Here is an 18,530-nt window from a genome sequence, read left to right as displayed (position 1 = left end):
GCAGATGAGTTATCTCGAGTACAACGTCAAACATGTGCCGTCAGGGCTGCGCAAAGTGCTGCACCTCAACTGGGCGCTGCTGCTATTGATCACCGCCGTGGCCGGCGTGGGCTTCTTGATGCTCTATTCTGTGGCTGGTGGATCCTTCTCACCCTGGGCGGAACCGCAAATGAAACGCTACGCCCTTGGGGTGTTTGTCATGTTCTTTGTCGCCATGGTCCCGATCTGGTTCTGGCGGTCGATCTCGGGCTTTGCCTATCTTGTCACGCTGGTTCTGCTGGTGCTGGTAGAGGTCATGGGCAGCGTCGGCATGGGCGCCCAACGCTGGATCGACCTTGGATTTATGCGCCTGCAACCTTCTGAGCTGATGAAAATCACCCTGGTGATGTGCTTGGCGGCCTATTACGACTGGCTGCCGACAGAAAAAACCAGCAAGCCGCTCTGGGTGCTTATCCCTGTCTTTCTGATCATCATCCCCACCATGCTGGTCTTGCGCCAGCCAGACCTCGGCACCTCAATTTTGCTGCTCACCGGCGGTGCCATCGTGATGTTCCTTGCAGGTGTGCATTGGGGCTACTTCGCCGCTGTGGGCAGCATGTTTGTGGGTCTGGTCGTGGCCGTCTTCCAATCGCGCGGCACCGACTGGCAGCTCTTAAAAAACTACCAATATCGCCGCATCGACACCTTTCTCGACCCATCGTCCGACCCACTCGGCGCAGGCTACCACATCACCCAGTCCAAAATTGCCCTTGGCTCCGGTGGCTGGACCGGGCGCGGCTTTATGCAAGGCACCCAGAGTCGCCTGAACTTCCTGCCGGAAAAACACACCGACTTCATCTTCACCACCTTGGCCGAAGAGTTTGGCTATGTTGGCGCGGTCTCCCTACTGTCGCTCTATGCACTCGTCGTGGTGTTCTGCATCGCCTCCGCCATCTCCAACAAAGACCGCTACTCCTCTCTGGTCATCCTCGGCATCTCAGGCGCATTCTTCCTGTTCTTCGCCGTGAACATGTCGATGGTCATGGGCCTCGCGCCCGTTGTTGGCGTGCCGCTTCCACTGGTCAGCTACGGCGGCTCTGCCATGTTGGTTTTGATGGCCGGTTTTGGGCTTGTGCAATCCGCCCATGTGCATCGCCCCCGGCAGGTCTAAAACGTGGTCTAGGAGTTCTCCACACCCACAGTCTTACGCAACAGCCGCACCAATGGCCGCCGCGCATCCCGACGCCAGGTGAGCAGTCCAACCTCTCGGAAGGCACCTGTGATTTCCACAAACTGCATGTCCCGATGGTGCTTCACCAGACCTTGCCACCGCGGCAGGACCGCCTGCCCCAGACCGTCCTCAACCATCTGCGCAATGATCTCCACCGCATCCATCTCACACCGCACTTGAGGCGCTGAAACCTGTGACGTCAACGCCCGCCAACAAGCCGCGCCGCCCCAAGACATCCGACTATACACCAAAAACGGCACGTCATTGCCTTGCCCGTCTCCCACGGACCGAACAAAGCCAATCGGCTGCTTGGCCAAGACGTCAAACTGCATTGTCTTGGGCAACGCAAACGGCGGCGCTACAATCAGCGCCGCATCCAATCCGCCCGCTTCAAACTGACGAAACACCGCTTCACTGGCCCCTGGGATCAAAGCCAGCTCCACCGCAGGCGCCTCTGCCTCCAGCTGTTGCACAACTGTCGGGCCATAATCACTCAACGCCGTGGACACTGCACCAAGCCGCAAACGCCCTCCCAGCTGCTCCTGCGCCAACCGTCCAGCCAGCCCTGCCTTCAAAGCCACCATCTGCCGCAAATCCGGCAGCAACGCCTCACAATCCGGCGTCGCCGCCATATGCCGCCCATCGCGCACCAGAAGCGGCACCTTCAAGCCCGCCTCCAACGCCGCAATCCGCTGTGCCGCCGCCGCAGCCGTAATACCCTGACGCCGCGCAGCCGCCGCCAAAGTACCCTCGTCCACCGCCGCCAGCAGAGTTTCCACAAATCTCACATCCATAGCTTTTCTTATGTCTGAAGATGAAAAAACAAGCTACCCTTCTTCACTTTGCGCTTCTACCTATGCACACAGACCCTATTCTGCCCCGCAAAGGAGCCGCGCATGACCATCTTTCACCTCGCCTACAACGTCCGCGATCTCGACCAGGCCCGCGCCTTTTACGGCGATCTTCTGGGCTGCACCGAAGGCCGCAGCACCGACACCTGGGTGGACTACAATTTCTTTGGTCACCAGCTCTCGCTGCACATCGGCGAGCCCTTCGCCACCGCTGCCACCGGCAAGGTCGGCGAGCATATGGTGCCGATGCCGCACCTTGGTGTGATCCTGCCCAAAGCAGACTGGGACGCGCTTGCACAACGCCTCACCGAAGCGGGTCTGGAATTTGTGCTCAAACCTTTCACCCGTTTTTCCGGTGAACCGGGAGAGCAAAGCACCATGTTCTTCAACGACCCCTTTGGGAACCCCATCGAAATCAAAGGCTTTGCCGACATGTCCGGAGTGTTTGCCACATGATCAACGTCCTCTTTGCCGCCAAGCCAGAGCGCTGGGTGGAATATGAAACCCCGCTGAAAGATGCACTCAAAAACGCCGGTCTGAACGCCAACCTGCAGACAGACTTCGTCCCCGAAGACGTCGACTACATCGTCTACGCCCCCAACAGTACAGTGCAGGATTTCACGCCATACACCCGCTGCAAAGCGGTGCTAAACCTCTGGGCCGGCGTGGAAAGCATTGTAGGCAACAAAACCCTGAAAATGCCACTCTGCCGGATGGTCGATCCCGGCATGACCCAGGGCATGAAAGAATGGGTTGTGGGCCATGTGATGCGCTACCACCTTGGCATGGACCGCAATATTCTTGGTCAAAACGGAGACTGGACTCCCCATGTTCCACCGCTGGCGCAGGACCGCCGCGTGACCATCATGGGCCTTGGCGAATTGGGCAGCGCCTGCGCCGAAGCCCTGAGCGACCTTGGCTTTGACGTCGCAGGCTGGAGCCGCCGCGCCAAAGACATTTCCGGCGTCACCTGCCATCATGGCGATGACGGTCTCAAAACCGCCTTGTCCCGCGCCGATATCCTTGTGCTGCTCCTGCCCAAAACCACCGCCACGGAAAACCTGCTCAACGCGGAGCGGCTGTCCTGGATGCCCAATGGCGCGATGATCGTGAACCCGGGCCGCGGCCCACTGATTGATGACGACGCCCTGCTGGCAGCCCTCAACTCGGGCCACATCGCCCACGCCACCTTGGATGTTTTCCGCGTGGAACCGCTGCCAAAAGACCACCCCTATTGGGCGCATCCCAATGTCACGGTCACGCCACACATCGCCTCGGAAACCCGCGTGAAAACCTCAAGCGAAGTTGTGGTTGAAAACGTGCGCCGGGGAGAAACAGGCGAACCCTTTGTGCATGTCGTCGACCGCAGCGCCGGATATTAGGGGCCAGCCCCTCTGGCGCAGCACGCTGCGCCATTCACCCCGGGATATTTGGCGACTGTGAAAGCGCCAGTTTAGCGCAGAATTGGCGGCTTGTCGGGATCACTGCCGGGCGTGACGGGCACGTGGTCTTCCGCCTTTGGCGGCTCCGGCAGATCAAACCGCAAACCAATCCGCGCCAGCTGGGCCGCCACCGGGTCGTTAATGGCAAAGAACCCCACATCCAGCGCGCCCGCTTCGATGCCAGAGAAGGTCAGCGCTTCGTTCACGGCTTTCGCCAGCGCGCCCTCTGCGCCAGGCACCACGTCAACAAAGCCCAGCATGTGTGAGCGGCTGCCGCTCTCATAAGTCGTGCCCACAAGGTACGCCATTTTGGCAAGACCTGCCGCCGTGCTCAGCTTCGCATCCAGTGCGGTGATCAACACTTCCGGCAGGCCCGCAGGTGGCGCAAAGCTCTCAACTTTGGCCTCAACCTCATCCGGCGCATGCTCCAGCGTGTCTGCCAACCAGCCCAACGCCTCGTTTGGGATTAGGATCGAGGACGGCGCCACTTCCGGATTGACCGCAAGCCCAATGCCCTGCCCTGCCAACATATTGGCAATCACCCGCCCGGACAGACCAGCATAAGGTGCCACCCGCCCGACAAACTGCGCCAGCCGGTCTTCGGTATCAAACACCAGCACAAAACTCGCATCTGAGGTTTCAAAAATTTCCGGCGCGATGCGATCATCTTCTGGCTCTTTTTCCAGCAGCAAGAACAGCTCCGCATCCGCCAGCCGTTCATAAAACCGCAGACGCGCGGCGTCATCTTCCGGCGCCGCTTCCATCGCCGCATGGGCCTTGTCCAATGGGGTCAAATCGCTCATGTCAGCACCTCCTTGATACGGGTTTGCAGCGCGGGCAACAGCTCAGCCTCAAACCAGGGATTCTTCTTGAGCCATGCCGTATTGCGCCAGGACGGATGTGGCAAGGGGAAGACCTTGGGCGCATGGTCGCGCCAAGCACGCACTGTGTCCGTCACCCCTGCCTTGGTAGCCAGATGCCACTTTTGGGCATAACCGCCCACCACAAGGGTCAGCGGCACATCCCCCAAAGCGTCCATCACCTGTGTCCGCCAAGTTTTGGCGCAGATCGGCGGCGGTGGCAGGTCGCTCCCCGCCGCGTTGTAGCCGGGAAAACAGAACGCCATCGGCACAATCGCCACGCGGGATGTGTCATAGAAAACAGTCTCGTCCACGCCCATCCAATCCCGCAGCCGATCGCCACTGGGATCTGTAAAGGGCCGCCCGCTCTCATGCACCCGCGCCCCTGGTGCCTGTCCGACAATCAGCAGCTGAGACTTTCCCTCAAACCACACCACAGGCCGTGGGGAGTGGCCCGTCGCGGTGGCTGCAAACCGGTCTGCGCAAATCTGGCAGCCCTGTATTTCCTGGCATAGTGACATGCCCCCTGATAGCCGCACAAAATTATTTCGACAATATTCGAAATATGACTTGCGCGACTCATTCATTTCGATATTTTTAGAAATATGGAACACAATGACCCAACAGACATCTCCCTTGAAGTGGCCGCCTCCACCTTCGCGGCGCTTGGATCGGAACAACGGCTTTCGGTTTTGCGCTGCCTCGTGCGCGCTGGCCATGAGGGCCTCTCCATTGGTGAACTCGGCAAACGCACAGGCGTGACCGGCTCCACCTTGACCCATCATATGAAGATCCTCGCCCAGGCCGGGCTGGTGACTCAGGAAAAACAAGGGCGGTCCATCATCTGCGCCGCCATCGCTTATGACGCTGTGCGTGATCTCTCCACCTTCCTGTTGCGAGAGTGCTGCGCCGACGTTGCCAAAAAGTGCAAGGAGCACGACCATGGCTGACACAACCCAAACCGCCCCCACCACTTGGCGATCTCGATGGCAAAAACTCGACAAAGCCTGGCTGGCGGTGGGGATCATCCCGCTGATCCTGCTGCTGGTCGCGCCAGAAAAATTCCTGCCCGCGTCGGAGATTGTTTTTGACGCGATGAGCCACACCGGCATTTTCATCATCATCGCCATCACGCTGGTGGCCTTTGTGAAAGCCACCGGCGCGGACAACTTGATTGCCAAGGCGTTCCAAGGCAATCAGGTGCGCATGATTATCCTCGCAGCCTTTATGGGCGGCATGTCGCCGTTCTGTTCCTGTGAAGTCATCCCCTTCATCGCGGCCCTGCTGGCAGTTGGTGCGCCATTGGGGGCAGTGATGGCCTTCTGGTTGGCGTCGCCTCTGATGGATCCCGCCATGTTTACAATCACTTGGGGCGAACTTGGGCTGGACTTTGCGCTTGCCAAAACCGTTGCCGCCGTGAGCATCGGCATGATGGGTGGCTTCCTGACCATGACCTTCTCCAACACCGCAGTCTTTGCCGAACCTTTGCGTGAAAAACCTCAGGTCGGCAGCTGCTGCGGCACAAAAGCGCCCTTCTCCGAAAAACCTGTCTGGCAGTTCTGGGGCGAAGCCGACCGTCGCTCAGTTTTCCGCGAAACTTGGATGGAAAACGCCCTGTTCCTGGTGAAGTGGCTGCTGATCGCCTACATGTTCGAAGCCCTGATGATTGTCTACGACACCACAGCTTGGGTTGGTCAATTCCTTGGCGGCGAAGGCTTCGGTACCATTCTGATCGCAGCCTTGATCGGCATGCCCGCCTACCTCAACGGCTTTGCCGCCGTGGGCTTTATCAGCGGCCTGATGGAGCAAGGCATGTCCCAGGGTGCTGCCATGTCCTTTGTGATCGCCGGTGGCGTCAGCTGCATCCCCGCCGCCATCGCGGTCTGGGCCTTGGTGAAACCGCGCATCTTTGCCGCCTACCTCGGCTTTGCCCTGACCGGCGCGCTGATCGCCGGCACCGTCTGGCAGGCCATTGCCTAAGACTAAGACCTTAACCAAAACCCATGCAAACCACCGGTGCCCCAACGCATCGGTGGTTTTTTGCGGCGGTGCTTAACAAAGCAACTGGAAACACTGAATTTCCTCAAATTTCCCCGAGACTTCCGCATTCCGTTTCAATTTTTTGCATTTCTTGCCCCATTCCCGCCTCAGACAGTTGCTATCTGCCTGACAAATCCGACATATTGGGCAAAACGCCGTCAGAGCGTTAACCACTATGGTGTATAGTTTTGTGCTATAACGGCACGTGAGAGCAGTTTCAGGAGCAGGTAATGCTCGAGTTCGACAATGTGAGTAAGTCCTTCTGGACCGGCACGCAGCGCAAGGTCATCCTTGAGCGCGTCTCTTTCCGTGTCGAATTGGGCAACTCTCTGGGCATCCTTGCCCCCAACGGCACCGGCAAGACCACGCTGATCAATATGATGGCGGGGTTGGAAAAACCTGACGAAGGGGTGATCCGCCGCGACTGCCGCATTTCCTTCCCGCTTGGGTTTATGGGCGGCGTGGTGAACAAACACACCGCCGTAGAAAACAGCCGCTATATCGCCAGGCTGTACGGGCTGGACCCGGATTATGTCGAGGCCTTCTGCCGCTGGCTCTGCAACCTCGGCGAATATTTTGATCAGCCGCTGGGCACCTATTCGTCCGGTATGCGCTCGCGCTTTACCTTTGCGCTGATGCTGGCGCTGGACTTCGACATCTACCTGATTGACGAGGGCATGCCTTCTTCTACCGATGTGGATTTTAACAAAAAAGCCGGTGAAGTGCTCCGCGAACGCCTGCGCACCACCACAATTGTGATTGTGTCACACCAGCCGCAAGTGCTGGAAAAATTTGCCCGTTCCGCCGCTGTGCTGCTGAACGGCAAACTCTATATGTTCGACACCTTGGAAGAGGCCAAGCAGCTCTATGACTACCAAACCCAAGGCTAAAAAATTCCGCGTCCGCCGCAGCGAGACCCCATCTGCGCAACCAACGCCAGAGGGTGCCCCGCCCGCCCCCCAGGGCGAGCCGCAACCACGCCCCCGCGCCGTGAATCTGCCCAATCCGGGCGCCCAGCCACAAGGCCAAGCCGCACCGCAACCAACACCGCAGCCGCAGCCCGCTGCCGCCAACAAGGCGCGGCCCACGCCACAGGGCGCAGAGGCCGCCATTGACGCGATCAAACGCGAAGGCCTCACCGGTCGCCAGTTGCGTATGGCCCGCCGCATGGCGCAGAAAAACAATCTGGCCCCAACCTCCGACTACGACGCCGTGCGCCTTTTGCGCGAGGCGGGCATCGATCCGTTCCAGCGCACCAACATGCTGGACCTCATGCCATCCGACAAAGGGGCCAAGCCCCCGGCCAAAGCGGGCAAGGTGCAGCTGCCGCAGACCATGCCTTTGGGCAAATCCAACCTGCCGTCGACTGAGACCATGTCCCCGGCGGAGATGCGCGCGCTCGAGATTGGCGAAATCCAGAAAGACATCGCCCGCCGTCGCCGTCGCCGCCTGCTTCTGCTGCTGGCGCGCCTTTCGGCCTTTGTCTTCCTGCCGACCCTCTTTGCTGGCTGGTACTTCTATTCAGTTGCCACCCCAATGTACTCCACCAAATCCGCCTTCCTGGTGCAGCAAGCCGACAGCACCGGCGGCGGCGGTCTTGGCGGCCTGCTTCCGGCTCAGCTCAACTCCAACCAGGACGCCATCGCGGTGCAGGACTACCTGACCAGTAAGGACGCGATGATCCGATTGGACAACGATGTGGGCTTCAAAGACCACTTCTCCAATCCGGAAATCGACCCAATCCAGCGGCTGGACGAAAACCCGTCCAACGAAAAGGCCTATAAGGTCTACAAAAAGTTTGTGAAAATCGGCTACGATCCGACCGAAGGCTCCATCCGCATGGAGGTCAGCGCCGCTGATCCTGAAATTGCGACACAGTTTTCGAAAGCGCTCATTTCCTATGCGGAACAACGGGTTGATGACCTGTCTCAACGCAAGAGGAAAGACCAGTTGCGCGACGCACAGAACAGCTTGGACACCGCCAAACAAGAACGCCGCAATGCGCAAATTGAGCTGGTGCGCCTGCAAGAAAGCACCGTTCTGGACCCCGAAGGTGTGATTGCCTCATTGCGTCAACAGATCACCAATCTTGAAATCCAACTGCAAGAAAAGCAGCTGCAATTGGCCGCGCTGCAAGACAACGCGCGCCCGAACAAAGCCCGCGTCGAAGGTGTTCAAGGCGACGTGCGCCGCTTGCAGGCCGCGTTGGCCACCCAGCGAGCGCGCATGACTGAGGCCACCGCCGGTGAAGAATCCCTCGCCTCCAAAACCTCGCAAATTCAGATCGCTCAAGCTGACTTGGCCGCAGCCGACCTGCAAATGCAAACCGCGCTGCAGACCCTGAAACAGACCGAATTGGAAGCCAACCGCCAGGTGCGCTACCTGACCACCTCGGTGGACCCGGTTTCGGCGCAGGATCCGTCTTACCCACGCAGCTTTGAAAACACGATCTTGGCCTTCCTGATCTTTTCGGGCATTTATCTGATGATCTCGCTGACCGCGTCCATCCTCAGAGAACAGGTGTCTTCGTAATGAAACATGTAAATGTTGGTGCTCTCACCATCGGCAATGACCTTCCTTTGACGGTCATTGCCGGCCCGTGCCAATTGGAGAGCAAAGACCACGCCGAAATGATCGCAGGCGCCATGAAAGAGGCCTGCGCCAAAGCCGGCGCGCAATATGTCTTTAAGGCAAGCTACGACAAAGCCAACCGCACCTCCCTCACGGGCATTCGCGGCCTGGGCCTGGACGCGGGTCTCTCGGTTCTGGATGGCATCCGCAAAGACTTTGACGTGCCTGTGCTGACCGATGTGCACACCGAAGAGCAATGCGCGGTGGCCGCTGAAGCCGTCGACATCCTGCAAATTCCGGCCTTCCTGTGCCGCCAAACCGACATGCTGGTGGCTGCTGGCAAAACCGGCGCCGCGGTGAACGTGAAGAAAGGCCAATTCCTAGCTCCTTGGGAGATGGGCAACATCGTCACCAAGATCGAAAGCACCGGCAACACCAACATCTTGCTGACCGAGCGCGGCACCTCTTTTGGCTACAACACCCTGGTGGCCGACATGCGCTCGCTGCCGCAGATGGCCCAAACCGGATACCCGGTGGTGATGGACGCCACCCACTCTGTGCAGCAACCCGGCGGCCAAGGCGGCAGCTCCGGCGGCCAGCGCGAATTTGCGCCCGTTATGGCCCGCGCTGCGGTCTCAATTGGCACCGCTGCCGTGTTTATCGAAACGCACCAAGATCCGGACAACGCCCCCTCCGATGGGCCAAACATGATCCATCTTGACCAAATGCCGCAACTGATTGACACATTAATGCAGTTTGATGTGTTGGCCAAAGCCAACCCAATGGCCATTTGACCAACTGATTTTTGACGAAGAAAGACATTGTTATGAAAAAACCATTGCCCGAAGTGCGCCCAAACACCTGGGAATTTCTGCGCGACCCGATGATCGCCCCCACAGGTTTCCGCGAATATGACGCCCGCTGGCAGTTCCCGGAGGCGATCAACCTCCCAGGCATGACCGCCCTTGGTTTTGGCCTTGGCACCCAGATGCGCCGCCGCGGCATCGCGCCGGTGATTGCGGTGGGCAATGACTACCGCGACTATTCCGTCTCGATCAAAATGGCGCTGATCGTCGGCCTGATGAAGGCTGGCATCCACGTAAAAGACATCGGCCCTGCCCTGTCCCCCATGGCATATTTCTCCCAATTCCACCTCGATGCGCCTGCCGTGGCCATGGTGACCGCGTCCCACAACCCCAACGGCTGGACCGGCGTGAAAATGGGCTTTGAAAAGCCGCTGACTCACGGCCCCGATGAAATGGCCGAACTGCGCGACATCGTGCTCAATGGCGACTTTGACGCCCATGACGGTGGCAAACACGAGTTTATCGACGGCGTGCGCGAAGCCTATCTTGATGACCTGGTGGGAGACTTCAAAATGTCCCGCCCGCTGAAAGTTGTCTGCGCCACCGGCAACGGCACCGCCGCCGCTTTTGCACCAGAACTCTTCAAACGCATGGGTGTGGAAGTCGTCGATAGCCACAACCGGCTCGACTACACTTTCCCCAACTACAACCCCAACCCCGAAGCCATGGAAATGCTGCACGACATGTCTGACAGCGTGAAAGCCTCCGGCGCGGACCTCGCGCTTGGCTTTGACGGCGACGGCGACCGCTGCGGCGTAGTGGATGACGAGGGCGAAGAGATCTTTGCCGATAAGGTCGGTGTGATCATGGCCAAAGACCTTGGCAAACTCTACCCCAACGCGACCTTTGTGGCCGACGTGAAATCCACCGGCCTCTATGCCGCCGACCCAGATCTTTTGGCCACCGGCGCCAAAACCGACTACTGGAAAACCGGCCACAGCCACATGAAACGCCGCGTGCACGAATTGGGCGCACTGGCAGGCTTTGAAAAATCCGGCCACTACTTCCTCGCGGGAGACGTGGGCCGTGGCTATGACTGTGGCATGCGCGTCGCCGTGGAAATCTGCAAAATGCTGGACCGCAACCCGGACATGAAAATGTCGGACATGCGTAAGGCCCTGCCCAAAACCTGGTCGACCCCAACCATGTCGCCCTATGCAGCGGACACAGAGAAGTACGACATCCTCGAGCGCATCGTGGGCAAGCTCACCGCCATGCACGACGCAGGTGAAAAAATCGCCGGTCGCGCGATCAACGAAATGGTGACCGTCAACGGCGCCCGTGTGATCCTGGACAACGGTAGCTGGGGCCTCGTGCGCGCCAGTTCAAACACACCCAACTTGGTGGTGGTGATCGAAAGCAACGAAAGCGACGCCGAAATGCGCCAGATATTTGCCGAGATCGACGCCGTGATCCGCACCGAGCCAGGTGTCGGCGACTACGATCAGACCATCTGATCAGACATCAAAAACACAACATTGAAAGGGCGCCCGCAAAACTGCGGCGCCCTTTTTTGAGGTTCTCACTCTTCCTCCGGCATATACTCCAGAATATCCCCCGGCTGACATCCCAGGTGGGCACAAATCGCCTCCAACGTATTGAAACGAATGCCTTTCACTTTGCCGGACTTCAGCAGGCTGAGGTTGGTCTCGGTCAATCCAATGGCCTGCGCCAACTCGCGCGAGGTCATCTTGCGTTTCACCAGTTCCAGATCGAGGTTGATGCGTATGGGCATAGGGCCTCCTACAGGAACTGGCTGTTCTCGTCAGCAATTTCTTGCGCCTGAGTGAGCGACCGGCTGATCGCAAAAAACACCACCCCAAGCACCAGGAAAACCACATCAATATCGATGTCGATCAGCACAAACTCCGGGCGCAGATCTGGTGCCAAATGGGCACTCAACACCACCGGTTGCATCGACACATTCAAGGCATTGAGCAGCCAAAACGCCAGAAACGCGTAGGCGCACAGCCGCAGGTGTTTCCCCATCTGCGCAAAGTCCTGCGGATTTTTCAAAAGTAGGATTCGGTCCAACGCCCAGAACCCGACGCCCAAACTGATCAACGCGGGCCACATCATGCCCATGCCAACCAGAATCGCCCAGAGAGGCGGCACAGGCATATCCAGTGGCAAATCAAAGGCATCAGCCAGCATTTCGCCTGTTCCAAGGAAGGCGGATATCCACAACACCGCCCAGCCAAAGGTGAAATAGACCAGCGTAATCAACATCGCGAGACGGGCCACAAGCTTCATTTACTCACTCCTAAAGTTATTGCCTTTCATTAATCTAATTACGTTTTGCGCGCAAGTTTTTATGTAAAACGAAAAACTTTTCTCTTGAAATGAAAATCTCACCCTCCTAGATGTCGCTCATCCCAAGACAGACTCATTTTGAAAGGACCACCCCAAATGACCCACAACACATTGATGCTAAGCCTGATTGCCGCCCTGTCTCTGGCCGCTTGCACCGCACCCGTGGATCGTCCTCTGACAGTGGACGGCACCCGCAACGCCAATTTTGACAACGATTACAACGCCTGCCACGTACAGGCGGCCTCCTTCACCAACGGCGCAGGGGCCGAAAGCGCCGCCGTCGGTGCCGTGGTTGGCGCCGGTGTTGGGGCCATTGAAGCCGACGATGAATGGGAAGGTGCCGTGGTTGGCGCAATCACCGGCGGCGCCATTGGCGCGGCCGAAAACGCCTCCAAAGTGAATGACGAACGCCGCAACGTTCTGATCCGCTGCATGCAAAACCGCGGCCATGACGTGATCGGCTAAACACACAAAAACACCCGCAGGTTTCCTCCGCCTGCGGGTGTTTTTATATCTCATTGAAAGGTGGCTTTAAGCCGCCAAGCCGCGCCCTTTCAAAAGGGCCTCAACGCCCGGCAAACGGCCCCGGAACCGTTTATATAGCTCTTCGGCCTCCACCGATCCGCCGGTCGACAGGATATGCTGCTCCAGCGCCTTGGCCGTCTCCGGATCAAACGCGTCCCCCGCCTCCTCAAAGGCCTCGAAGGCATCTGCATCCATCACCTCAGACCACATATAGCTGTAATAGCCGGAGCTATAGCCGTCCCCGGCAAACACATGCGCAAAATGCGGCGTGGCGTGGCGCATGGTGATCGCGGCAGGCATGCCCAGTTCCGCCAGAACCTCCGCCTGCTTCGCCATCGGATCGCTTGGCGCTGCACCCTCATGGAACGCCAGATCCACCAGTGCGGAGGCGACATATTCCACCGTGGCAAAGCCCTGATCAAAATTCGCCGCGCCCAGCACCTTCACCAACATCGCCTGCGGCATTGCCTCACCGGTCTCCGCATGGGTGGCATACTCCGCCAGCACCTCCGGCACTTCAAGCCAGTGCTCATACAGCTGGCTCGGCAGCTCGACAAAGTCCCGCGCCACAGAGGTGCCGGAAATGCTCTCATAGGTCACATTGGACAGCATCTGATGCAGCGCATGACCAAATTCGTGGAACAGCGTGCGAGCATCATCGTAAGACAACAGCGCCGGATCACCCTTTGCAAAGTTGCAGACATTAATGACAACTGGCCCCTGCACCTCTGGGAATTTTGCCTGCCCCCGCATCGCCGAACACCAGGCGCCAGAGCGTTTCCCGCCCCGCGCAAAATAGTCCCCGATAAACACCGCCACATGTGCCCCGTCCCGCGTGACTTCCCAGGCACGACAGTCCTCATGATAAAGCGGCACGTCCAACTCTTTGAACTGCAACCCAAAGAGCTTGGTCGCACAGGCAAAGCTTGCCTCAATCATGCGATCAAGCTGCAGGTATGGTTTTAGCGCCGCCTCATCCAGATCATGCTCCGCTTTGCGCCGCTTCTCTGCGTAGTACCGCCAATCCCACGGCGCCAGATCGCCGTTGATCCCATCCGCATGCATCATCTCGGTCAGCACAGCGGCATCCGCTTCTGCACGCGCTTTGGCGGGTGCCCAGACATCCATCAACAACCCGCGCACCGCGCCCGGCGTCTTGGCCATCTCGGTTTCCAGTTTGTAGTCCGCAAAGCTGGCATAGCCCAAAAGCTTCGCCCGTTCCTCACGCAGCGCCAGGATTTCCCCCGCAATGGCGCGGTTGTCGGTCTCGCCCCCATTGGCCCCACGCGCGACCCAGGCCTCAAACGCCTTCTCCCGCAGGTCGCGGCGCGGCGAGAACTGCAAAAACGGCACAATGATAGAGCGCGACAGCGTCACAACCGGCCCATCTGCGCCTTTCTCTTCGCCAGCTGCCCGCGCGGCATCCACGGCAAAGGCGGGCAGCCCTTCCAGGTCTTCCTCCGCCAGCGGCATGAACCATGCGCGCTCATCCGCCAAAAGGTTCTGCGTGAACTCTGTGCCCAACACAGCCAAGCGACCTTTGATCTCTTTCATGCGCGCATCCGCATCGCCTTCCAGCGCCGCCCCGCCACGCACAAAGCCGCGATGGGTCAGCATCAACACGCGCTGTTGCTCCTCTGTGAGCTCCAGCGTGTCGCGCGCATCCCAAATCGCTTTGATCCGGCCAAACAACGCTTTGTTCGCCGAAATCTCCGCCGAGTGCGCCGCCAGCTTTGGCGAGAACGCGCGCTGCAGCTCTTCCCGCGCCGGATTGCTGTCCGCCCCGGCCACCGAGAAGAACACGGACAGCACTTTGTCGAGCCCCTCTCCGGCCACTTCCATGGCTTCAATGGTGTTGGCAAAGCTCGGAGCCTCAGCACTCTCGGCAATCGCGTCAATCTCGGCCTTATGCGCGGCCAAAGCCTCCTCAAAGGCAGGCGCAAAATCGTCGTCAGAAATCTTATCAAACGGGGCAAGCTTAAACGGGGTGTCCCACGCGGACAGCAGCGGATTTGTCATCAGATGAATCTCCTTTGCCCCACCCTAGGCAGCGCTCAAAGGAGGTGCAATCAACCTCACCATTCCGTGCGCAACCGCACAGTCTCGACGTTCATGTGTACTAATCGCCACAGTCGCAAAACAGTCGTGATACCGACGCAATACCGATGTGAAAATCAGCCGTTTTTGCCACCACACGCCGGACAATCCGCGCGCGGTTTTAACCCAATCTTGCGGGTCTCTCCCCACAGCGCGTCATAGATCATCATCTCGCCGCGCAACGCCGCCCCGGCGCCAGTAATCACCTTCACTGCCTCCGCCGCCATCATCGTGCCGACAACGCCCGGGAGCGGGCCAACCACCCCAGCTTCAGAACAGCTCGGCGCCATACCCGGCGCAGGCGCCTCGGGGAAAATGCACTGATAACAGGGGGTTCCGCTGGCCGTGTCAAATACACTCAGCTGCCCTTCCCATTGCGACAGCGCCCCTGAAATCAACGGTTTGCCCTGCGCCACGCAGACTTCATTCACCAGATACCGCGTGTCAAAATTATCTGTCCCATCCAGCACCAGATCATATTCGCCAATGATCTCCGCCGCATCCTCTTCGGTCAATCGACGCGGATACGGCACAACCGTCACAAACGGGTTCTGCGCCGTCATCGCCTCAGCCGCCGACAACACCTTCGGCGTGCCAATCGCCTCATCTTTGTGGATCACCTGACGCTGCAAATTGGAGTTGTCGACAACATCGTCATCCACCACCCCAATACGCCCCACACCAGCCGCAGCAAGATAAAGCAGAACAGGAGACCCAAGCCCGCCAGCACCCACTACCAACACTTTGGCATCTTTGAGTTTTTTCTGCCCCAACCCGCCCAACTCGCGCAGCACAATATGGCGCGCATAGCGGTTCAATTCGGTCTCGGAAAACAGTTCCTGCGCGGCACTTTCCTGCGCCTCACCCCCGGCCTTGGCATCCGCCTTCTGGCGCAGTTTTTGCAGCATGCTGGAATAGACCAGAACCACTGCTACCGCACCGCCAATCATCAACCACATCGCCAGACTACTACCGGTCGCGATCACGAATTGATGCTCCGGCGGGAACACCGCCTGCACACCCACAACAGCCAGATACAACAGCCCGATCATGGTCCACCGCGCCGATTTTGGCGCGCCCATGACCATACCAATACCCCACAGCCCCGCGGCCATCACCAACACCAGAAGCATTAGCCAACTCCCGTCGAACCAAACCCGCCTGCCCCGCGACTGGTTTCGTTAAGCTCTTGATCCAATTGAAACTCTGCTTGCACAACTGGGGCCACCACCATCTGCGCGATGCGCATTCCGTGGCTGATCTCGAAAGGCTCCTGCCCGGCATTCAGAACAATCACCCCAAGCGGCCCCCGGTAATCGCTGTCAATTGTACCGGGGCTATTGGGCAAAGTGATCCCATGCTTCAGCGCCAGTCCAGACCGTGGCCGCATCTGCACCTCATAGCCTTGCGGAATTTCCAGCGCCAGCCCAGTTGGCACCAACACCCGTCCGCCTGGTGCCAATGTCACGCCATCTCTTTGATCCGGCGGGAAATTTGCCCGCACATCCGCCCCGGCAGCGCCCGCCGTTTCATAAGACGGCAGCGCAATCTCGCTATCCGCCTCCTCCAGCCATCTCAGCTTAATAGGCACCACCGTCATGTCTTCACTGTCCCCAAATATCCCCGCCGGAGGCCGCGCGTCACTTTACCAGCGTCTCCGCCACACGCGCCGCCAGTTTCTCGGCCACCTCTCCCTTGCCCATGCGCGGCCAAGCCTCTGATCCTGCGTCCGAAATCAAGGTCACAGCATTTTCACTGCCGCCCATAATCCCCGTCGCCGGGCTCACGTCGTTGGCCACAATCCAGTCGCATCCCTTCCGGATACGTTTTGCAGTGGCATTGTCGATCACATCATCGGTTTCGGCAGCAAAGCCTACCACCAGCCCAGGACGCCCCGCGTCCATCTGGCTCACCGTGGCCAGAATGTCTGGGTTTTCAGCAAACTCCAGAGTGGGCAATCCACCTTTGGTCTTTTTTATTTTTCTGTCAGAGGCGCTTGCCACCCGCCAGTCCGCCACCGCCGCACAGAAAATCGCCGCGTCTACAGGCAGGCATCCCCGTACCGCCTCCATCATTTCCGCCGCCGTCTGTACCTCGACCAAATGCACACCATCCGGGCGAGCCGCATCCGCCGGTCCAGTGACAAACACCACCTTCGCGCCGAGTTTCACCAGAGCATTGGCAATTGCAGTTCCCTGCGCCCCCGACGAGCGGTTTGCGATATACCGCACCGGATCAATTGGCTCATGTGTAGGCCCAGAGGTCACCAATACCCGCTTCCCCTGCAACGGCCCTTCTGACAGAGCGCCTTGAATCGCCTGAACAATTTCCATCGGCTCAGACATCCGCCCCGGCCCAAATTCACCACAGGCCATGTCACCTTCATTGGGGCCAACAAACTCGATGCCATCCGTCTTCAACTGCGCCAGATTGCGCTGCGTTGCCGGATGATCCCACATCCGAACATTCATCGCAGGTGCCACCAAAACCGGCGTGTCCGTCGCCAACAACAGCGTTGACGCCATATCATTTGCCATGCCGTTGGCCATCTTCGCCATCAAATCAGCGGTGCCCGGTGCGACCACGATCAAATCCGCAGAGCGTGACAATTGGATATGCCCCATCTCTGCCTCATCAGTCAGGTCAAACAGATCGCGGTAGACCTTCTCGCCCGCCAATGACGATACCGACAAAGGTGTCACAAACTCTTCCGCCGCGCGCGTCAGCACTGGCGTCACCCAGGCGCCACGCTCGCGCAACCGCCGGATCAACTCCAAGGATTTATAGGCCGCGATTCCACCGGCAATGATCAGGAGAATTCGTTTGTCTGTCAGCATTTAGCAGAGCTCTTTCGCGCTTGGGTGCCCAAATCTAGGCCGCATGGACCAAAGGAGCAAGCATGCTTATTTGAAGGCGTCACACGGATCTTCCCGCTCTGCCGCCTCGGTCACGACCCAGAGATCATAGGGCTGCTCCCCATCGGGCTTATTCTCGAACTGCCCCAAAGACATCGAAGACACCTCTTTGGGCAAAAGCACCGGTGCGCCCCAGTCTGTCCGGGCATGTCCATTGCCGGTGATCACGGCCACCGGTCCACCGGTTTCCGCCAGCGCCTCGGTCACTGCTTGTGCCAGCCGCGCATCACGCAATCGCTGCGCCATGACCATGCCGGGCAACATTTCCTCTGGTAGCGCATCGCAATGTGCCGCCAGTTGCAGCGCCTCGCGTTCTTCCTGTTGGTCTTTCGGCAGAGGCAACGTCAGGCCAAAATCCGCGCCTGCCCCTTCAAGAACAGCACTCATATCGCCCCCCTTGAACGCTATCCCTGCGGCCTCTCGCGGCACCTGCGCCCCGAATACTCTGGCGTCTCCAAGCACAGCAAATATGGGATAGTACATCGAAAAATCCGGCCAGCCACTCTCCGCCCAGCCCAGCGCCGCTTCCAGTGCATGTTGATCATCCAACAACTCAGGGGTCACCTGCGCAGCCTGTTCCGGCACCAACATCTCAAACACAACCGCCTTTGGTCCGATCGCCAGCAAAGCCTGGGTTTGATTGTCATGATGGACTGGATTGTCGTGGATTTCTCCAAGGAAAACCACATCCGCGTCGCGGAACACATCATAGGGCACCGATTGTGCGGCAACAGAACCGGCAAAAAGGGCGGCGGCCAGAGGGGCAAAAATCATTTTCATGGCGCCACAAAACCGCGCACCGCATCCAGATGCAAGCCCACCTCATGTCGCATGCCGCTT

Annotated in this window: 20 protein-coding genes; 10 read left to right on the top strand and 10 right to left on the bottom strand. The window is 58.9% G+C overall.

The features are described 5' to 3' along the window. The first annotated feature begins 4 nt into the window (after nt 1–4). Nucleotides 5–1,150 (top strand): rod shape-determining protein RodA, encoded by a 1,146-nt coding sequence (rodA, locus tag JXR15_RS15845; protein ID WP_422054171.1) that lies wholly within the window; start codon nt 5–7, stop codon nt 1,148–1,150. Between the two features lie 8 nt (nt 1,151–1,158). Here rodA and JXR15_RS15840 read toward each other — a convergent pair whose 3' ends face one another. Continuing rightward, nucleotides 1,159–2,004 carry a LysR family transcriptional regulator gene (locus tag JXR15_RS15840; RefSeq protein ID WP_422054170.1) on the bottom strand — a complete coding sequence of 282 codons (846 nt, stop codon included), beginning with the start codon at nt 2,002–2,004 and terminating at the stop codon, nt 1,159–1,161. Nucleotides 2,005–2,106: 102 nt separating this feature from the next. On the opposite strand from JXR15_RS15840, the gene JXR15_RS15835 reads away from it, so the two are divergent. Together JXR15_RS15835 and JXR15_RS15830 are read left to right on the top strand one after the other, a co-directional pair. Further along, nucleotides 2,107–2,517: a VOC family protein gene (locus JXR15_RS15835; protein ID WP_422054169.1), complete on the top strand. Its 411-nt coding sequence runs from the start codon at nt 2,107–2,109 to the stop codon at nt 2,515–2,517. Further along, the gene (locus tag JXR15_RS15830) at nt 2,514–3,443 is read left to right on the top strand and encodes a 2-hydroxyacid dehydrogenase (protein WP_422054168.1); all 930 of its coding nucleotides are present in this window, start codon (nt 2,514–2,516) and stop codon (nt 3,441–3,443) included. The genes JXR15_RS15835 and JXR15_RS15830 overlap by 4 nt, the downstream gene beginning before the upstream one ends. A gap of 71 nt (nt 3,444–3,514) precedes the next feature. On the opposite strand, the gene JXR15_RS15825 is transcribed toward JXR15_RS15830, so the two are convergent. Both JXR15_RS15825 and JXR15_RS15820 read right to left on the bottom strand, forming a co-directional pair. Next, a complete protein-coding gene (locus JXR15_RS15825) occupies nt 3,515–4,306 on the bottom strand; it encodes an SseB family protein (protein ID WP_422054167.1) in 792 nt (263 codons plus the stop codon). Beyond that, a complete protein-coding gene (locus tag JXR15_RS15820) occupies nt 4,303–4,884 on the bottom strand; it encodes a uracil-DNA glycosylase family protein (protein WP_422054166.1) in 582 nt (193 codons plus the stop codon). The genes JXR15_RS15825 and JXR15_RS15820 overlap by 4 nt, the downstream gene beginning before the upstream one ends. An 84-nt stretch (nt 4,885–4,968) precedes the next feature. On the opposite strand from JXR15_RS15820, the gene JXR15_RS15815 reads away from it, so the two are divergent. From JXR15_RS15815 to JXR15_RS15790, 6 genes are all read left to right on the top strand, one after another. Next, the gene (locus JXR15_RS15815; protein ID WP_422054165.1) at nt 4,969–5,313 is read left to right on the top strand and encodes an ArsR/SmtB family transcription factor; all 345 of its coding nucleotides are present in this window, start codon (nt 4,969–4,971) and stop codon (nt 5,311–5,313) included. Continuing rightward, a complete protein-coding gene (locus JXR15_RS15810) occupies nt 5,306–6,343 on the top strand; it encodes a permease (RefSeq protein WP_422054164.1) in 1,038 nt (345 codons plus the stop codon). The genes JXR15_RS15815 and JXR15_RS15810 overlap by 8 nt, the downstream gene beginning before the upstream one ends. A gap of 290 nt (nt 6,344–6,633) precedes the next feature. Then, the gene (locus JXR15_RS15805) at nt 6,634–7,293 is read left to right on the top strand and encodes an ABC transporter ATP-binding protein (RefSeq protein WP_283426985.1); all 660 of its coding nucleotides are present in this window, start codon (nt 6,634–6,636) and stop codon (nt 7,291–7,293) included. After that, entirely contained in the window at nt 7,271–8,935 is a 1,665-nt protein-coding gene (locus JXR15_RS15800; protein ID WP_422054163.1) for a capsule biosynthesis protein, read from the top strand. The genes JXR15_RS15805 and JXR15_RS15800 overlap by 23 nt, the downstream gene beginning before the upstream one ends. Further along, the gene (gene kdsA / locus JXR15_RS15795) at nt 8,935–9,768 is read left to right on the top strand and encodes a 3-deoxy-8-phosphooctulonate synthase (protein WP_422054162.1); all 834 of its coding nucleotides are present in this window, start codon (nt 8,935–8,937) and stop codon (nt 9,766–9,768) included. Before JXR15_RS15800 ends, kdsA begins: the two co-directional genes overlap by 1 nt. A 32-nt stretch (nt 9,769–9,800) precedes the next feature. After that, on the top strand, nt 9,801–11,297 hold the full coding sequence (locus JXR15_RS15790) for a phosphomannomutase/phosphoglucomutase (protein ID WP_422054161.1): 1,497 nt from the start codon (nt 9,801–9,803) through the stop codon (nt 11,295–11,297). 65 nt (nt 11,298–11,362) lie between these two features. Here the strand turns inward: JXR15_RS15790 and JXR15_RS15785 are convergent, their stop codons facing one another. Together JXR15_RS15785 and JXR15_RS15780 are read right to left on the bottom strand one after the other, a co-directional pair. Beyond that, nucleotides 11,363–11,575, bottom strand: coding sequence for a helix-turn-helix domain-containing protein (locus JXR15_RS15785; protein ID WP_422054160.1), 213 nt, complete (start codon nt 11,573–11,575; stop codon nt 11,363–11,365). An 8-nt stretch (nt 11,576–11,583) separates the two neighbouring features. Beyond that, a complete protein-coding gene (locus JXR15_RS15780; protein WP_422054159.1) occupies nt 11,584–12,093 on the bottom strand; it encodes a hypothetical protein in 510 nt (169 codons plus the stop codon). 156 nt (nt 12,094–12,249) lie between these two features. Between JXR15_RS15780 and JXR15_RS15775 the strand changes: the two genes are divergently transcribed. Next, on the top strand, nt 12,250–12,618 hold the full coding sequence (locus tag JXR15_RS15775; RefSeq protein WP_422054158.1) for a hypothetical protein: 369 nt from the start codon (nt 12,250–12,252) through the stop codon (nt 12,616–12,618). Between the two features lie 66 nt (nt 12,619–12,684). Here JXR15_RS15775 and JXR15_RS15770 read toward each other — a convergent pair whose 3' ends face one another. The 5 genes from JXR15_RS15770 to JXR15_RS15750 form a co-directional block, all read right to left on the bottom strand. Further along, nucleotides 12,685–14,697 carry a M3 family metallopeptidase gene (locus JXR15_RS15770; RefSeq protein ID WP_422054157.1) on the bottom strand — a complete coding sequence of 671 codons (2,013 nt, stop codon included), beginning with the start codon at nt 14,695–14,697 and terminating at the stop codon, nt 12,685–12,687. Between the two features lie 155 nt (nt 14,698–14,852). Further along, the gene (locus JXR15_RS15765) at nt 14,853–15,908 is read right to left on the bottom strand and encodes a HesA/MoeB/ThiF family protein (protein ID WP_422054156.1); all 1,056 of its coding nucleotides are present in this window, start codon (nt 15,906–15,908) and stop codon (nt 14,853–14,855) included. Further along, nucleotides 15,908–16,375 carry a dUTP diphosphatase gene (gene dut / locus JXR15_RS15760; protein WP_422054155.1) on the bottom strand — a complete coding sequence of 156 codons (468 nt, stop codon included), beginning with the start codon at nt 16,373–16,375 and terminating at the stop codon, nt 15,908–15,910. The genes JXR15_RS15765 and dut overlap by 1 nt, the downstream gene beginning before the upstream one ends. A gap of 40 nt (nt 16,376–16,415) precedes the next feature. Then, nucleotides 16,416–17,612, bottom strand: a complete 1,197-nt coding sequence (gene coaBC / locus JXR15_RS15755; protein WP_422054154.1) for a bifunctional phosphopantothenoylcysteine decarboxylase/phosphopantothenate--cysteine ligase CoaBC — start codon at nt 17,610–17,612, stop codon at nt 16,416–16,418. A 66-nt stretch (nt 17,613–17,678) separates the two neighbouring features. Then, entirely contained in the window at nt 17,679–18,470 is a 792-nt protein-coding gene (locus JXR15_RS15750) for a ChaN family lipoprotein (protein WP_422054153.1), read from the bottom strand. Nucleotides 18,471–18,530: the final 60 nt, after the last annotated feature.

This window comes from Shimia sp. (assembly GCF_049116215.1).
In the GTDB taxonomy this organism is placed as follows: domain Bacteria; phylum Pseudomonadota; class Alphaproteobacteria; order Rhodobacterales; family Rhodobacteraceae; genus Shimia.
The sequence above is the reverse complement of the archived record's forward strand: the minus strand, read 5'-3'. Positions and strand labels throughout refer to the sequence as shown.

Coding starts and splice junctions, on each gene's coding strand:
- JXR15_RS15785 (WP_422054160.1), bottom strand. CDS start 11,575: ATGCCCATACGCATCAACCTCGATCTGGAACTGGTGAAACGCAAGATG.
- JXR15_RS15800 (WP_422054163.1), top strand. CDS start 7,271: ATGACTACCAAACCCAAGGCTAAAAAATTCCGCGTCCGCCGCAGCGAG.
- JXR15_RS15775 (WP_422054158.1), top strand. CDS start 12,250: ATGACCCACAACACATTGATGCTAAGCCTGATTGCCGCCCTGTCTCTG.
- JXR15_RS15790 (WP_422054161.1), top strand. CDS start 9,801: ATGAAAAAACCATTGCCCGAAGTGCGCCCAAACACCTGGGAATTTCTG.
- JXR15_RS15815 (WP_422054165.1), top strand. CDS start 4,969: ATGGAACACAATGACCCAACAGACATCTCCCTTGAAGTGGCCGCCTCC.
- JXR15_RS15780 (WP_422054159.1), bottom strand. CDS start 12,093: ATGAAGCTTGTGGCCCGTCTCGCGATGTTGATTACGCTGGTCTATTTC.
- dut (WP_422054155.1), bottom strand. CDS start 16,375: ATGACGGTGGTGCCTATTAAGCTGAGATGGCTGGAGGAGGCGGATAGC.
- JXR15_RS15835 (WP_422054169.1), top strand. CDS start 2,107: ATGACCATCTTTCACCTCGCCTACAACGTCCGCGATCTCGACCAGGCC.
- kdsA (WP_422054162.1), top strand. CDS start 8,935: ATGAAACATGTAAATGTTGGTGCTCTCACCATCGGCAATGACCTTCCT.
- JXR15_RS15825 (WP_422054167.1), bottom strand. CDS start 4,306: ATGAGCGATTTGACCCCATTGGACAAGGCCCATGCGGCGATGGAAGCG.
- JXR15_RS15810 (WP_422054164.1), top strand. CDS start 5,306: ATGGCTGACACAACCCAAACCGCCCCCACCACTTGGCGATCTCGATGG.
- JXR15_RS15765 (WP_422054156.1), bottom strand. CDS start 15,908: ATGCTTCTGGTGTTGGTGATGGCCGCGGGGCTGTGGGGTATTGGTATG.
- JXR15_RS15750 (WP_422054153.1), bottom strand. CDS start 18,470: ATGAAAATGATTTTTGCCCCTCTGGCCGCCGCCCTTTTTGCCGGTTCT.
- rodA (WP_422054171.1), top strand. CDS start 5: ATGAGTTATCTCGAGTACAACGTCAAACATGTGCCGTCAGGGCTGCGC.
- JXR15_RS15820 (WP_422054166.1), bottom strand. CDS start 4,884: ATGTCACTATGCCAGGAAATACAGGGCTGCCAGATTTGCGCAGACCGG.
- JXR15_RS15830 (WP_422054168.1), top strand. CDS start 2,514: ATGATCAACGTCCTCTTTGCCGCCAAGCCAGAGCGCTGGGTGGAATAT.
- JXR15_RS15805 (WP_283426985.1), top strand. CDS start 6,634: ATGCTCGAGTTCGACAATGTGAGTAAGTCCTTCTGGACCGGCACGCAG.
- JXR15_RS15770 (WP_422054157.1), bottom strand. CDS start 14,697: ATGACAAATCCGCTGCTGTCCGCGTGGGACACCCCGTTTAAGCTTGCC.
- JXR15_RS15840 (WP_422054170.1), bottom strand. CDS start 2,004: ATGGATGTGAGATTTGTGGAAACTCTGCTGGCGGCGGTGGACGAGGGT.
- coaBC (WP_422054154.1), bottom strand. CDS start 17,612: ATGCTGACAGACAAACGAATTCTCCTGATCATTGCCGGTGGAATCGCG.